Annotated in this window: 9 protein-coding genes, 1 tRNA gene and 1 pseudogene; 6 read left to right on the plus strand and 5 right to left on the minus strand. The window is 67.4% G+C overall.

Annotated features, from left to right (window positions below; translation table 11 throughout):
* The 3 genes and pseudogenes from ACWELQ_RS18750 to aceE all read right to left on the minus strand — a co-directional run.
* A pseudogene (locus ACWELQ_RS18750) lies at window positions 1–238 on the minus strand (ACP S-malonyltransferase); the annotation flags it as partial.
* A gap of 127 nt (window positions 239–365) precedes the next feature.
* Window positions 366–1667 carry a PucR family transcriptional regulator gene (locus tag ACWELQ_RS18755; protein ID WP_452398321.1) on the minus strand — a complete coding sequence of 434 codons (1302 nt, stop codon included), beginning with the start codon at window positions 1665–1667 and terminating at the stop codon, window positions 366–368.
* 45 nt (window positions 1668–1712) lie between these two features.
* Window positions 1713–4583, minus strand: coding sequence for a pyruvate dehydrogenase (acetyl-transferring), homodimeric type (gene aceE, locus ACWELQ_RS18760; RefSeq protein WP_452398322.1), 2871 nt, complete (start codon window positions 4581–4583; stop codon window positions 1713–1715).
* Window positions 4584–4798: 215 nt separating this feature from the next.
* Here aceE and ACWELQ_RS18765 point away from each other — a divergent pair, with 215 nt between their 5' ends.
* The 4 genes from ACWELQ_RS18765 (at window position 4799) to ACWELQ_RS18780 (ending at window position 6670) form a co-directional block, all read left to right on the plus strand.
* Window positions 4799–5356 (plus strand): hypothetical protein, encoded by a 558-nt coding sequence (locus ACWELQ_RS18765; RefSeq protein WP_452398315.1) that lies wholly within the window; start codon window positions 4799–4801, stop codon window positions 5354–5356.
* A gap of 137 nt (window positions 5357–5493) precedes the next feature.
* Window positions 5494–5916, plus strand: a complete 423-nt coding sequence (locus ACWELQ_RS18770) for a DUF3052 domain-containing protein (RefSeq protein WP_452398316.1) — start codon at window positions 5494–5496, stop codon at window positions 5914–5916.
* A 155-nt stretch (window positions 5917–6071) separates the two neighbouring features.
* Window positions 6072–6536, plus strand: a complete 465-nt coding sequence (locus ACWELQ_RS18775) for a peroxiredoxin (RefSeq protein WP_452398317.1) — start codon at window positions 6072–6074, stop codon at window positions 6534–6536.
* Window positions 6537–6598: 62 nt separating this feature from the next.
* A tRNA-Val gene (locus tag ACWELQ_RS18780) sits at window positions 6599–6670 on the plus strand.
* Window positions 6671–6685: 15 nt separating this feature from the next.
* Here ACWELQ_RS18780 and ACWELQ_RS18785 read toward each other — a convergent pair.
* Both ACWELQ_RS18785 and ACWELQ_RS18790 read right to left on the minus strand, forming a co-directional pair.
* On the minus strand, window positions 6686–7309 hold the full coding sequence (locus ACWELQ_RS18785; protein ID WP_452398323.1) for a transposase: 624 nt from the start codon (window positions 7307–7309) through the stop codon (window positions 6686–6688).
* Between the two features lie 7 nt (window positions 7310–7316).
* Window positions 7317–7901, minus strand: coding sequence for a TetR/AcrR family transcriptional regulator (locus ACWELQ_RS18790; protein WP_452398318.1), 585 nt, complete (start codon window positions 7899–7901; stop codon window positions 7317–7319).
* A gap of 37 nt (window positions 7902–7938) precedes the next feature.
* Here ACWELQ_RS18790 and ACWELQ_RS18795 point away from each other — a divergent pair, with 37 nt between their 5' ends.
* Both ACWELQ_RS18795 and ACWELQ_RS18800 read left to right on the plus strand, forming a co-directional pair.
* Complete coding sequence (locus ACWELQ_RS18795) at window positions 7939–8571, plus strand: nitroreductase/quinone reductase family protein (RefSeq protein ID WP_452398319.1); 633 nt, start codon at window positions 7939–7941, stop codon at window positions 8569–8571.
* A gap of 320 nt (window positions 8572–8891) precedes the next feature.
* On the plus strand, window positions 8892–13821 hold a 4930-nt coding region (locus tag ACWELQ_RS18800; protein ID WP_452398320.1), incomplete at its 3' end, for an amino acid adenylation domain-containing protein.

Below are 13821 nucleotides of genomic sequence, written 5' to 3' on the forward strand. Positions count from 1 at the left end.
GAAGCGATTCCTGCGGGATTTCAGCAAAAGCAAGCAGAGCGGCCGCGACGACGAGCGGCTGGGTGACAGCCGTGTCCACGATCTCTTCCGCGGTCGCAGTCGTGCCCAAACGCAGCAGGTCCAACCCCGAGGCCTTCGACCACAGCGCGATGCGATCCGCGGCGCCGGGAAGTTCGAGCCAAGGGGTGAGCATGCCGGGTGTCTGAGAGCCCTGTCCAGGGGCGAGCAATGCGATCACGCCTCAAGAAAACACCGTGACGCCGCTCTCACGAGATGTCGGCGCGAATGAAGCTTCGTTGGCAGTTTTGTGAGGAGTCCACAAAAGACCTAGTGGGTTGTCCGGATCGCCCCATCCGTGAATCTCGTTACACCCCCTCCTTAGGGTCTGTGACGGGAGTCACATCAGTGGCAGGAGTGGGCGATTCGTTACGAGTTCGAGTCAGGCGGCCTACTGTGGCCGCGATACGTAACACATACGCATCGCGCGGATTCATGGGATCCCTGCCCGTGATGTCCGCGATTCGCTTGAGGCGATAGCGCACCGTATTTGGATGAACGAACAGCTGGCGGGCACAGGTCTCGACGGCTCCACCGCAATCCAGATACGCGTCCAGCGTGTCCGACAAATCGGCGCTGGCGGCGGCCAACGGTAGCACGAGGTGCTCGTTCAGGGCCTCCACCGCGGCCCGGTCACCCAGCAGGGCGCGTTCGGGCAGCAGTTCCGAGGCGTGCACGGGGCGCGGCGCGCCACGCCAGCCCACCACGGCCTCCATTCCGGCCATCGCCTCCACCGAACTGACGTGGGCCGCCGACAGCGTGCGCATGGTCGGACCGATCACCACCGGGCCCTCCGAGAACGCCTCGGCGAGCAGGTCCGCCAGGAACTGCGACGGATACAACGGGTCGCCGAGATGTCCGCTGACTACCATGACGAGCCGCGAACCCTGCACCACCGCGAGGGCGTTTCGGCCGTGTCGTCCGGCGACGCTATGTACAGAACTGACAACGGCCACCTGATCCTTGGGGGGCGTGCCGACAAGGACGGTGGCCGGAGCCGTGGCATCCCAGTTGAGAGTGGCCGCGCGCGAGAGCATCTCGGGGCCGGTGTCGCCGCGCACCACCGCGTCGACGACCAGCGCCTCCAATCGGGTGTCCCAAGCGCCGCGCGACTCCGCGGCGGAGGCGTACACCGAGGCGGCCGCGAAACCGAGCTCACGCCCGTATCGCAGCACCGCCTCGGTGAGCGCGACCAGCTGACGGTCGTTGCGCGCCAACGCCGGCAGCCACTGCTCGAAGAACTCCATGGCCACCCGGACCATGTCGACGGTCTGGCGCAGCGTCAGCCGCCGCGCCAGATCGTCCGGAATCACCTGGAAGGCATCGAGACTGAAGCGGATATCCGATTCCGGGTCCTGCAGCCACTCCAGGAAGTTCACCACCGCCGTCTGCACCAGCATCTGCACACCCGCCCGCTGCGCGGCGTCCAGATTGGCGAAGAACGGCAACCGATCCTGCATCGACGCCACGGCCTCGGTCGACAGGCGACCGGAGAACTGCTTGACCCGTTTCAGGAGGGTGTCCGGAAGCGGGTCGCGCGTCTGCCGATTCGGGGAGAGCGCACCGGTCGGGAGATAGACCTCGTGGGAGGAGGTGCCCTCTTCGTTGATCCGGCGCGGCCTCGGCGGTTTACGTTCCACGGTTCTTATGTTCGGTTATGCGTCGCCACCTTCGGTACCGGGTGCCGCCTTCGGCGCGGCGTTCACATCGTCGATGGCATAGCGGCGAGCCGCCTCGGCGGCCGTCGCGGGCGCGATCTTGCCCTGGGCGGCAAGCCCCTGCAAGGCCGCTACCACGATCGATGCGGCGTCCACGTTGAAGACGCGGCGGGCGGCGGGACGCGTATCGGAGAAACCGAAACCGTCCGTGCCCAGGGTGATGTACTCGCCCGGCACCCACTGGCGGATCTGATCCGGCACCGCGCGCATCCAGTCGGAGGCGGCCACGAACGGGCCGGACGCCTTGGACAGCACCTCAGTGACGTAGGGCAGACCCGGATCCTGGTCGGGGTGGCGCAGTTTCGCGATCTCCTTGGCCAGGGCCTCCTTGCGGAGCTCACCCCACGAGGTCACCGAGTAGACGTCCGCCTGCACACCCCACTCCTGGGCGAGCATCTCCTGCGCGCGCAGACCGTCGGGCATGGTGACGCCCGCGACCAGGATGTTGGCGCGCAGTTCGCCCGCGGCGCCGGGCTTGTAGAGATAGATGCCCTTGAGCAGACCCTGCACGTCCAGGTTCTCCGGCTCGGCCGGCTGTACATACGGCTCGTTGTAGAGGGTGATGTAGTAGAAGATGTCCTCGCCGCCGAACTCGTGATGCACCGAATGCGATTCCGGATCGGTGCCCGGCAGCGCCTCCTGGTAGCCGCCCTGGGTGAGGCCGCCGCCGTACATGCGGCGCATGCCGTCGCGCACGATGTGGGCGATCTCGAAGGAGAACGCCGGATCGTAGGGGACGCAGGCCGGGTTGGTCGAGGCCAGCAGTAGCGAGTGACCGTCGTTGTGCTGCAGGCCCTCACCGGTCAGCGTGGTGCGACCGGCGGTCGCTCCTAGGACGAAGCCGCGCGCCATCTGATCCGCGGCCGCCCACAGGCCGTCGCCGGTGCGCTGGAAGCCGAACATCGAATAGAAGATGTAGAGCGGGATCATCGGCTCGCCGTGGGTGGCGTAGGAGGTGCCGACCGCGGTGAAGCTCGAGGTCGAACCGGCCTCGTTGATGCCCTCGTGCAGGATCTGGCCGACGCTCGACTCCTTGTAGGCGAGCATCAGATCCGCGTCGACCGAGGTGTAGAGCTGGCCGTTGCGGTTGTAGATCTTCAGCGACGGGAACCACGAGTCCATACCGAAGGTGCGGGCCTCGTCGGGGATGATCGGCACGATGCGCTTGCCGATCTCCTTGTCGCGCAACAGTTCCTTCATCAAGCGCACGAACGCCATGGTGGTGGCCACCGACTGCTTGCCCGAACCCTTGCGGACGCTGCGGTAGGCCTCGTCACCGGGCAACTGCAGCGGCTTGGCCATGGTGCGGCGCTCGGGCAGGTAGCCGCCCAGCTGACGACGGCGCTCCAGCATGTACTGGATCTCCGGGGCGTCCTTGCCGGGCGTGTAGTACGGCGGCAGATACGGATTCGCCTCGAGCTCGGCGTCGGTGATCGGAATGCGCTGCAGATCGCGGAACGCCTTCAGATCGTCGAGGGTCATCTTCTTCATCTGGTGCGTGGCGTTGCGGGCCTCGAAGTGCTTGCCCAGGCCGTAACCCTTGATGGTCTTGGCGAGAATGACCGTCGGCTGGCCCTTGTGCGCCATGGCCGCGGCGTAGGCGGCGTAGATCTTGCGGTAGTCGTGGCCGCCGCGCTTGAGGTTCCAGACCTCGCTGTCGGACAGGCCCTTCACCAGTTCCTTGGTGCGCGGGTCGCGGCCGAAGAAGTGCTCGCGCACGTACGCGCCGTCATTGGCCTTGTAGGTCTGGTAGTCGCCGTCCGGCGTGGTGTTCATGAGGTTCACCAGCGCGCCGTCGCGGTCGGCCTGCAGCAGGGCGTCCCACTCGCGGCCCCACACCACCTTGATGACGTTCCAGCCCGCGCCGCGGAAGAACGACTCCAGCTCCTGAATGATCTTGCCGTTGCCGCGGACCGGGCCGTCGAGGCGCTGCAGGTTGCAGTTGATGACGAAGGTCAGGTTGTCGAGGCCCTCGTTGGCGGCGACCTGGATGAGGCCGCGCGATTCCGGCTCGTCCATCTCGCCGTCGCCCAGGAACGCCCAAACGTGCTGATCCGACGTGTCTTTCAGACCGCGATCGTGCAGGTAGTGGTTGAAGCGGGCCTGGTAGATGGCGTTCATCGGGCCCAGACCCATGGAGACCGTGGGGAATTCCCAGAAGTCGGGCATCAGGCGCGGGTGCGGGTAGGACGACAGGCCCGCGCCGGGACCGCCGTGGCTGTACTCCTGGCGGAAGCCATCCATCTGGTCCGGGGTGAGGCGGCCCTCGAGGAAGGCGCGCGCGTAGATGCCGGGGGAGGCGTGACCCTGGATGAAGATCTGGTCGCCGCCGCCCGGGTGCTCCTTACCGCGGAAGAAGTGGTTGAAACCCACCTCGTAGAGCGCCGAGGACGAGGCGTAGGTCGAAATATGGCCGCCCACACCGATTCCCGGACGCTGGGCGCGGTGCACCATGATGGCGGCGTTCCAGCGGATGTAGGCGCGGAAGCGGCGCTCCACCTCCTCGTCGCCGGGGAACCAGGGCTCGTTCTCGGTGGGGATGGTGTTGACGTAATCGGTGGAAGTCAGCGCGGGGATGGCGACATGGCGTTCACCGGCGCGCTCGAGCAGGCGCAGCATGAGGTAGCGGGCGCGGCCCGGGCCCTCGCGGGTCAGCATCTCGTCGAACGAGTCGAGCCATTCGCTGGTCTCCTCCGGATCGATGTCCGGCAGGTATGACGCCACCCCCTCGCGAATCACTCGAACCCGGCCCCCCGCCGGGGATTTGCGTGCCGATCCATTGGTGGAGTTCGACGAAGTCGGGTGCATCAAGTCGGTCAAGACGATTGCTCCTCGTACACATGGGGTGGGACATCTGGTGTGGCGTCAATACCCCGGATAACCGCTGGTCTGCGGCGTACCCGTCAGCAAAGGTTTGGGGCGCATCTCACATCCTTGTCGATGATGCGGCCCAGGTCATCATGTCAGCCGGAAATCCAGTACGGTTGCGCAGGGAACCGCCGGGCTGATCGGGGAGGAACCAAGTGAAGCTGCTGAACCCGCGGGGGTTCGGATTGGTGTGCGCGTCCGGGGCCGTGGCGATGGGGCTGGTGCTGGCGGGATGCGCGAACACGGTCGAGGGTACCGCGACCGTCGATCAAGCCCAGGTCACCTCCTACAAAGCCGAAGTGGCGACCTCCGCGGCGGCGGCCAGTTCCGCCGCGGCGGCGGCCGCGATCGTGAAGGCGACCGCGGACAACTGCGATTCGTTCCGCAAGACCGCCGGGACCCAGGTCGACCGCTACAACGAGTGGGTCGACGCGCACGACGGCAGCGCCGCGGATCAGATCGCCAAGCGGGATGCCGCGGCGGGCGCGCTCGAGGACGCGGCGAAGGCGGTCGAGGGTCAGCTGGCCGCGGCCGGACCGGCGCTGCCGGCCGATCTCGCGGGCAAGTTCACCGACTACGTGACCGCGGCGCGCGCATTGGGCGCGGAGATTCGCCGGACCGGAACCGGGTCCTCGGTGGCGCCGCTCAACGACGCGAGCAAGAAGGTCAACGACGCTCTGACCGCGGTCCGCAACGGTTGCCCGGCGAAGTAGATCACGGCTGTCCGAGAGCCCCCACCGGTCTCACATAAGACATTTAGGGTGCGATTTCGGCCGATCGGCTTGCGCTTGGGGCTTTTACCATGTTCGCTTGCAACTACCTATTGTCTGGAGTTGAGGAGGACACCACCGTGGTCGCCGCGGCGGACGCGCAGAACTACGCTCAGAAGCTTGGCATTTCACACGGCATGGTGGTTCAAGAGCTGGGCTGGGACGAAGATACCGACGACGACCTGCGTGCGGGTGTCGAGGAGACCGTCGGCTCCGAGTTGCTTGACGAGGACACCGACGAAGTAGTCGATGTCGTGCTGCTGTGGTGGCGGGACGGGGACGGCGATCTGGTCGACGAGCTGATGGACGTTGTGTCTCCGCTCGCCGATGACGGCATCGTCTGGGTCCTCACTCCCAAGACCGGTCAGCCCGGCCATGTGGATCCGAGTGAAATCGCCGAGTCGGCAACCCCTGCCGGTCTCACCTCGACCACCCCGGTCTCCTTGGGAACCTGGACGGGCACCAAGCTCACCCAGCCCAAGACGCCTTCCAAGCAGCGCTGAACCCTCCACTAAGGTTTCAGTAGACCGAGCAGTACCGGTGGATTCCCCCTTGGGAATCCACCGGTACTCGCTGGGTGCTGGGCCTGTCCACCGGGCCCGGTGACGCGCCAGGTTCGTCTCGGCAGCAGCCGAGACGCAGGATGGGAGGGGTCGCTATGCCGCTCGAGGTCGGTACGGTCGCACCGGACTTCACGCTGAAGGACCAGAACAATCAGGAAGTCACGCTGTCGAGCTTCCGCGGCGAGAAGAACGTCCTGATCGTCTTCTACCCCTTGGCCTTCACCGGCATCTGCCAAGGCGAACTCTGCAAGGTCCGCGACGAACTCCCCAAGTTCCAGAACGACAACGCGGAAATCCTCGCCATCTCCGTAGGCCCCCCGCCCACCCACAAAATCTGGGCCGCCGAACAGGGCTACACCTTCCCCCTGCTGTCCGACTTCTGGCCCCACGGCTCGGTAGCCCAGTCCTACGGCGTCTTCAACGAAAAATCCGGCTACCCCAACCGAGGCACCTTCGTCGTAGACAAGGACGGCATCATCCGCTTCGCCGAAATGAACGGCCCCGGCGAGCCCCGTGACCAGCAAGCTTGGGAAAAAGCCCTCGCCACACTAGATTCATAACCCGGTCGCCCGGACTCCTCGGTCCGAACCGACCACCAACCCCCGGCCCAGCCGGCGGTTCGGGGCGTATAGCTCAGCGGTAGAGCACTGGTTTTACACACCAGCGGTCCGCGGTTCGATCCCGCGTGCGCCCACTCCGAAAAGCCATGTCAGTCATGGTTTCCATGGGGCCGCCCCCGACGTTGGCTCCAATTCGTGGGGCAAACGTGGGGCATGAGGCTCCCCGCTAATCCGGAGAGCGGATTATCTGGTTTCGGCTGGAACCTGTTGGTGGTAAACGGGCTCGAACTCGTCGGGTGATCGCCAGCCCACCTTCTTCTGGATGCGCTGGGAGTTGTGCCATCCGTCGATGTAGGTGAACAGGGCGTGCTCGGCCTCGTCGCGGTCCGCCGGTAGGTCAATTCGGCCTCGAGGGTGGAGACGAAATTCTCCATCATCGCGTTGTCGTAGGTGTCCCCGGCCGAGCCCATCGAATGCGCGATCCCGTTGTCCGCCAGCTTGTTTGCGAACCGGATGGCGGTGTGGGTCGAACCGCGGTTGCTGTGGTGAATCAACTGCTCATCGCGGATCTCCCGGCTCCGGACCGCGTATTCCATCGCACCGAGCACCAACTCGGTATCGCGGCGGTCGGAGGTCTTCCGCCCGACGATCCGATTGGAGAACGCATCCCGCGCCGCGGCCAGCCAGAACGCGCCCTGACCACACGGTATGCGGGTCGCATCGGCGACCCGCAGCCGGTTCGGTTCTGCGGCGGTGACGTTGTGTTCGGCCAGATCCCCTTCAGGCCGTTCCTTCTGGTAGCGGGCTGAGTATCAATTGGACTTGCGTCGACAGGAGTTCGGCCAAATCGGATCTGTTGTAGAGCTTTCGGGTGCTCAGCGCGTCCATGGTGAGTCCGTCGACTGCTGACAGCAGTAGGGCTGCGCGCAGCTCGGGATCGGGGATTCCGAACTCGGCCAGGGGAATTGCCAGTCCTGCACGCAGTTCCGCGAGGGTTTGGGACTGGAGGTGGGCGAGGGTTTCGTTCGTCGCGGCACGGGCGGTGAATGCGAGCATCACGCGGCCTTCCTTCTCGCGTTCCGCGTCGAGCGGGAGAAGGTGGGACAGGGCTTCGTTCAGGCGGTCGGGGAGAGGGCGGTGGGGGTCGACCCGGGTGATTCGGGTGCGGACTCGGGTGACTAGTTGTTCGAAAGCGAAGGTGTAGAGCTCGTCCTTGGTGCGGAAGTGGTGTTGCACTGCGCCGATGGACACGTTGGCGGCGGTGGCCACCTCGCGCACGCTGGCTGCGTCCAGGCCGCGGGTCGCTGCGATCTCGAAGACGGCTTCGGCGAGTAGTTCTGGGGTCGTCGACCGGTAGGGCGCCACTCGACAACCATACACTCGTATGGAACAATACGATCGTATGGAACCGCGTCAGGCCGCTCGCATTCGGATGGCACTCACCGGAACGGCCGCGACCATCGCGCTCGTATGGATCTGGTGGGTCCTCGACCCGACCGCGCCGGCCTCGCCCCTGTGGCCCGTGATCGCAACCGCCCTGCTGGCGATCAACATTCCGCTGACGGTTGCGCGGCCCGGCGTGAAACGCACGCTGGTCGCGGCGGTACAACGCTTCGGCCTCAACCCCATGATCCGGCTGTTGTTCCGAATCGGGTTCGTGCCCTTCGGGTATGCGCTGCTGGAGACGACGGGCCGCCGGACCGGCCGCGCCCATGTCGTTCCCGTGGGCAATGGACTCGAAGGCGACGTTTTCTGGATCATTGCCGAGCATGGCTACCGAGCCGGGTATGTCCACAACCTCATGGCTCAGCCCAAAGTGCGGCTGAAGTTCCGTCGCGGCCTCCGCTTCGAATGGCATGACGGCCTCGCCGAAGTCCTCCCCGAGGAAGACGCGCTGCGAAGGCAGCGCACGATCTCCCGCCGCCACCCGTTGCGAATCCTGAACGCCATCGTGGTCCGGACGCTCGGCACCGATCTGCTGGTCATTCGAATCGACCTCGCGGCCGACTCCCTCGGCGGGCGTGCTCGAAGCTGATCGGATCGACGTAGCTCGAACATTTCCCGACATCGAGCATGCAGTGGTGAGGGTCGGGACATATATCCCTGGCGAAGTGGACGCTGGGTCGGGAGGGTTTATGTACGATCTGGGGTCCATGTGGTCGGGCGAATTGGTGCCCCTATAGGTTGCTGCCTGGTCGCTCTGTGTTCGGTCTCGATGGAAATAGGTTTTGGTTTGCGGTTTTGCGGTTCGGTCTCGGGGGATGTGATGGTCGGCGGGTACCTGGGGTGACCGCGTCTGCGCCTGCGAGACGGGAATCTCGGGGGGTGCGGGGGCGGGGGGCTCGGACACGGACATTGCCACAGCTGTTGGCGGCGGCGGTGGAGGCGAATCCGGACGGGGTCGCGGTGCGGTGCGCGGGGGTCGAGCTGAGCTATGCCGAACTCGATCGGCGGTCCTCGCGACTGGCGCGGGTGCTGATCGCGCGGGGGCTGGGGGCGGAGGATCGGATCGTGGTGGCGCTGCCGCGCTCGATCGATTCGGTGGTGGCGGTGTGGGCGGTGGCCAAGTGTGGGGCTGTATATGTGCCGGTCGATCCGCGGTATCCGGCCGAGCGGGTGCGGTATATGCTGGCGGATTCCGCTGCGGCGGTGGGGATTTCGCTCAGCGGGCTGCATTCCGAATGGGGTGCGGGGCTGCGCTGGCTGGATCTTGACTCGTTGGCGTGCGGGACGGCGCTGGCGCTCGCGTCCGATCGGCCGGTGGATTACAGCGAACGGGTTCGTCGATTGCACGGCGGCAACGCGGCCTATGTCATCTACACGTCGGGATCGACGGGCAGGCCCAAGGGGGTCACGGTCACCCACGCCGGTCTGGCCGGGCTGTGCGGCGAGATCACCCGCCGATTCGACGTCACCTCGACCGCGCGCACCCTGCATTTCGCGTCGCCCAGCTTCGACGCGGCCGTGCTGGAACTACTGCTGGCGTGCGGAACCGGCGCGACCATGGTCATCGCTCCCGCGGAGTGCTACGGCGGGGAAGAACTGAGCGAACTGCTGCGCGCGGAACGGGTCAGCCACGCCTTCCTCACACCCGCCGTGCTGGCCGGACTCGATCCGAACCGGGTGCCCGAGCTGCGAGCGCTGCTCGTCGGCGGCGAGGCGTGCCCGCCCGAGGTGCTCGCGCGCTGGTCACCGGGCCGCGGGTTCTTCAATCTGTACGGCCCGACCGAGAGCACCGTCGCGGTCACCATCAGCGAGCCGCTCGCCGATACCGTCACGGTGGGATCGCCCATCCCGGGTGTGACCGCGCTGGTGCTGGATACCCGCCTGCGCCTGGTGCCCGACGGCGCGGCCGGAGAGCTCTACGTGGCGGCGGCCGGACTGGCCCGCGACTACCACGCCCGGCCCGCGCTGACCGCACAGCGCTTCGTCGCGCACCCGGGCGGCACCGGCGAGCGCATGTATCGCACGGGCGATGTGGTCCGGTGGGTCACCGGCGTGCGCGGGCATCGCGAGCTGGAATACCTGGGCCGCACGGATTCACAGGTCAAGGTCCGCGGCTTCCGAGTGGAGCTCGGCGAGATCGACGCCGTGCTGGCGGCCGATGACGCTGTGGCACTGGCGATTACGACCGTCAGCGTGCTGCCGAGCGGCGAGAACGCGATCGTGTCCTACGTGCTGCCGTCGACGGGCGAGACGGTCGATGTGCCCGCCCTGCGCGAGCGTGCCCGGGCGGCGCTGCCCCGGCACGCGGTGCCCGCGGCGATCGTGGTCCTCGACGCCGTGCCGCTCACCCCGGCGGGCAAGCTGGACCGGACGCGACTACCCGAGCCCGTGCTGGGCGCACGGGAGTATCGCGCCCCGGCGGGCGAGCACGAGACGCTGATCGCGGCGGAATTCGCCCGCCTGCTGGGGATCGAAAAGGTCTGGGCCGCAGACGATTTCTTCGAGCTGGGCGGCAATTCACTGCTGGCGATGCGGTTGACGGGGCGGCTGGGCGCGGCGTTCGGCCGCAAGGTCCCGGTCGAGATGGTGTTCGACCATCCGAGCGTCGCCGCCCTCGCGGTCGCGGTGGGGTCCGCGACGCCGCGGGCGCTCGCCGCCCTCGTGCCGCAGACGCGCGGTGACCGGGTACCGCTGTCGCCCGCGCAGCAGCGAATGTGGTTCCTGGCCAGGCTGGATCCGGACTCGGCGGCCCAGCACATCATTCTCGCGCTGCGGTTGTCCGGGACGCTGGATGTCGCGGCGCTGGCCGCCGCCGTGCGCGATGTGGTCGAACGGCACGAGGTGCTGCGGACGGTGTATCCGGAGGTCGACGGGGCGGGGTGTCAGCTCGTCCTCCCCGCCGACCGGGTCCGGCTGGATCTGACGCCACGCCCGGTCACCGCCGCGGAGCTGCCCGCCGCACTGACCGCCCTGGTCGCAGCCGGATTCGACGTCACCCGGGACGTGCCGTTGCGCGCCGGTGTGTTCCAGGCCGACGCGGACGAGTTCGTACTCTCGGTGGTGGTGCATCACATTGCGGCGGACGGCTTTTCGCTGGATCCGCTGATCCGCGATCTGACCGCCGCGTATCTGGCCCGGGCGCAGGGCAACCCGCCGGGATGGACGCCGCTGGCGGTCCAATACGCCGACTACGCGATCTGGCAGCGTGCCATGCTCGGCCGCCGCGACGACCCGGATTCCCTGCTGTCGCAGCAGCTTCGATACTGGCGGGACGCCCTCGCCGGGCTGCCGCCGCTGCTCGAGCTGCCCACCGACCGGACGCGGCCCGCGGTACTCGGAACCGACGGCGCGGCTTACGAATTCGAGATCGGCGCGGAGTTGCACGGTGGGCTCACGCGGCTGGCGCGGGATCGCGGTGTGTCGCTGTTCATGGTGGTGCACGCGGCGCTCGCCGTCGTCCTGTCCCGGCTGGCCGGGACCGATGATGTCGCGGTCGGCACCGTGCTGGCCGGGCGCGGTGCGCGCGAACTCGACGATCTGATCGGCATGTTCGTCAATACCCTGGTGTTGCGCACCGGGATCGACGAGGACGAGTCGTTCGCGCGGCTGCTCGACCGGGTCCGCGACACCGATCTGGCCGCCTTCGACCACGCCGACGTGCCGTTCGAATGCCTGGTGGAGGAGCTGGATCCGCCGCGCACCGAGGCGTATCAACCGCTCGTGCAGGTGCTGCTGATCTTCCAGAATCTCGGCGAACAGGAGCTGCGGCTACCCGAGCTCACCATCTCGAGTGTCGAATCCGGCCGGGAGACAGCGGAATTCGACCTGGAACTGACCGTGGTCGAGCCGGTCGGCGATGCGGGCGGGCTGGCGTGCGCCTGGCGGTACGCGACCGATCTCTTCGATGAGGCCCGGATGGCCGCCATGGCCCGGTACCTGATCGGGGTGCTGGAGGCGGCCGCGGCCGACCCCGGTATGCCGGTCGGGGATCTGCCGTTGCTGACCGATGCGGAGCGCGCCGCGGTGACCGCCTCCGGAGTCGGAGTGCGGCAACCGGTGACACCGGGGACCGTGCTCGCGCCCTTCCACGCGCGGGCCGCGCAGCTGCCGGATGCCGTCGCCGTGGTGTTCGAGGATCGGCAGTACACCTACGCCGAGTTCGCGGCGTGGGTGAACAGGCTTGCACGAGAACTTATTTCGTACGGCATCGGGCCGGAGGATCGGGTGGCGGTGGCGATCCCGAGGTCGCCGGAGATGCTCGCGGCGATCTACGCGGTACTGACGGCGGGGGCCGCCTACGTGCCTGTCGACCCGGATCACCCGGCCGAGCGAATCAGCCACCTCCTCGAAACGGCCCGGCCCGCATGCGTACTGACCGTCGGTGCCGGACTCGGCGGCGCGGCCACGCAGATATCCCTCGACCGCCTGGACTTGTCGAACCATGCGGCCGACCCGGTCACCGACGCGGATCGCCGTGCGCCCCTGCGATCGTCGAATGCCGCCTACGTGCTGTTCACCTCCGGATCCACCGGCCGCCCGAAGGGTGTCGTGATCACCCACGCCGCCGTGATGAACCAGCTGGACTGGATGTGCGGACAATACGAACTCGGCGACACCGACGCGTTCCTGCACAAGACGCCGATCACCTTCGACGCCTCCGTCTGGGAGCTGTTCCTGCCGTTGCGGATCGGCGCGCGACTGGTGATCGCACTCCCCGGCGGCCATTTGGATCCCGGCTATCTGCTGGACACCGTGCGTCGGCACGAGGTCGTGATGCTCGAGTCCGTGCCCTCCATGCTGTCCCTGCTGCTCGCCGACGGGAACGCGGAACTTCCCGCGAGCCTGCGATATCTGTCCGTCGGCGGCGAGGAACTCCCGCCGTGGCTGGTGGCGCAGGTCCGGGATCGTCACCCGGCGATCGTCGACAACACCTACGGGCCGACCGAGGCCACCGTCACCTCGACCTTCCATCGTTGCGTCGACGACCGGGTGCCGATCGGGCGTCCGGTACCCAATACCGCCGTGTACGTGCTCGATTCGCGACTACGCCCGGTTCCGCCGGGCGTCGCCGGGGAGTTGTACCTGACCGGGGCGCAGCTGGCGCGCGGATACGCGGCGGCGGGCGGGCAGACCGCGCACCGATTCGTCGCCGATCCCTACGGGCCGGTGGGTTCGCGCATGTACCGCACCGGCGACCGGGTCCGGATGCGGGCCGACGCGGTGCTGGAATTCCTGGGCCGCACGGATTTTCAGCTGTCGCTGCACGGATTGCGCATCGAACCGGGAGAGGTCGAGGCCGCCCTGCGTGCGCACCCAGCTGTCGCCCGGGCCGTTGTACTGGTCCGCCGCGAACAGTTGATCGGGTACGTGACGGCGGTCGCCGGTGCCGCGCTCGAGGCCGACGCCGTCCTGGCCTCGGCGCGAGATCGGTTGCCCGGGTACATGGTTCCGTCCCGGCTGCTGGTGCTCGAGGAATTGCCCTTGGGCGCGACGGGAAAGCTCGACCGTGCCGCGCTGCCGGATCCGCCGGTGGCCGCACGGGAGTTCCAGCCGCCGGTCACCGCCGAGGAGCAAGCCGTCGCGGCTGTGTTCGCCGAGGTACTCGACATCGATCGGGTGGGCCGCGACGACGACTTCTTCACCCTCGGCGGCACCTCGCTGACCGCCATCCGGGTACGTGCCGCGCTGGCCGAAAAGCTGTGCGCACCAGTGCCATTGCGCGCCCTGTTCACCCACCCGAAGGTCAGCGAGCTGGCCGCCGCATTGCACGGCGACTCGTGCGTGCTCGCCGCCGGACCGGATCCGCGCGCCGATGCCGTCCTCGACCCCGCCATCACCG

This window comes from Nocardia sp. NPDC004722 (genome assembly GCF_053601505.1).

Excerpts from the sequence above, each read along its gene's own strand:
- ACWELQ_RS18795 (WP_452398319.1), top strand. The coding sequence starts at position 7,939 with ATGGAACCGCGTCAGGCCGCTCGCATTCGGATGGCACTCACCGGAACG.
- aceE (WP_452398322.1), bottom strand. The coding sequence starts at position 4,583 with ATGCACCCGACTTCGTCGAACTCCACCAATGGATCGGCACGCAAATCC.
- ACWELQ_RS18775 (WP_452398317.1), top strand. The coding sequence starts at position 6,072 with ATGCCGCTCGAGGTCGGTACGGTCGCACCGGACTTCACGCTGAAGGAC.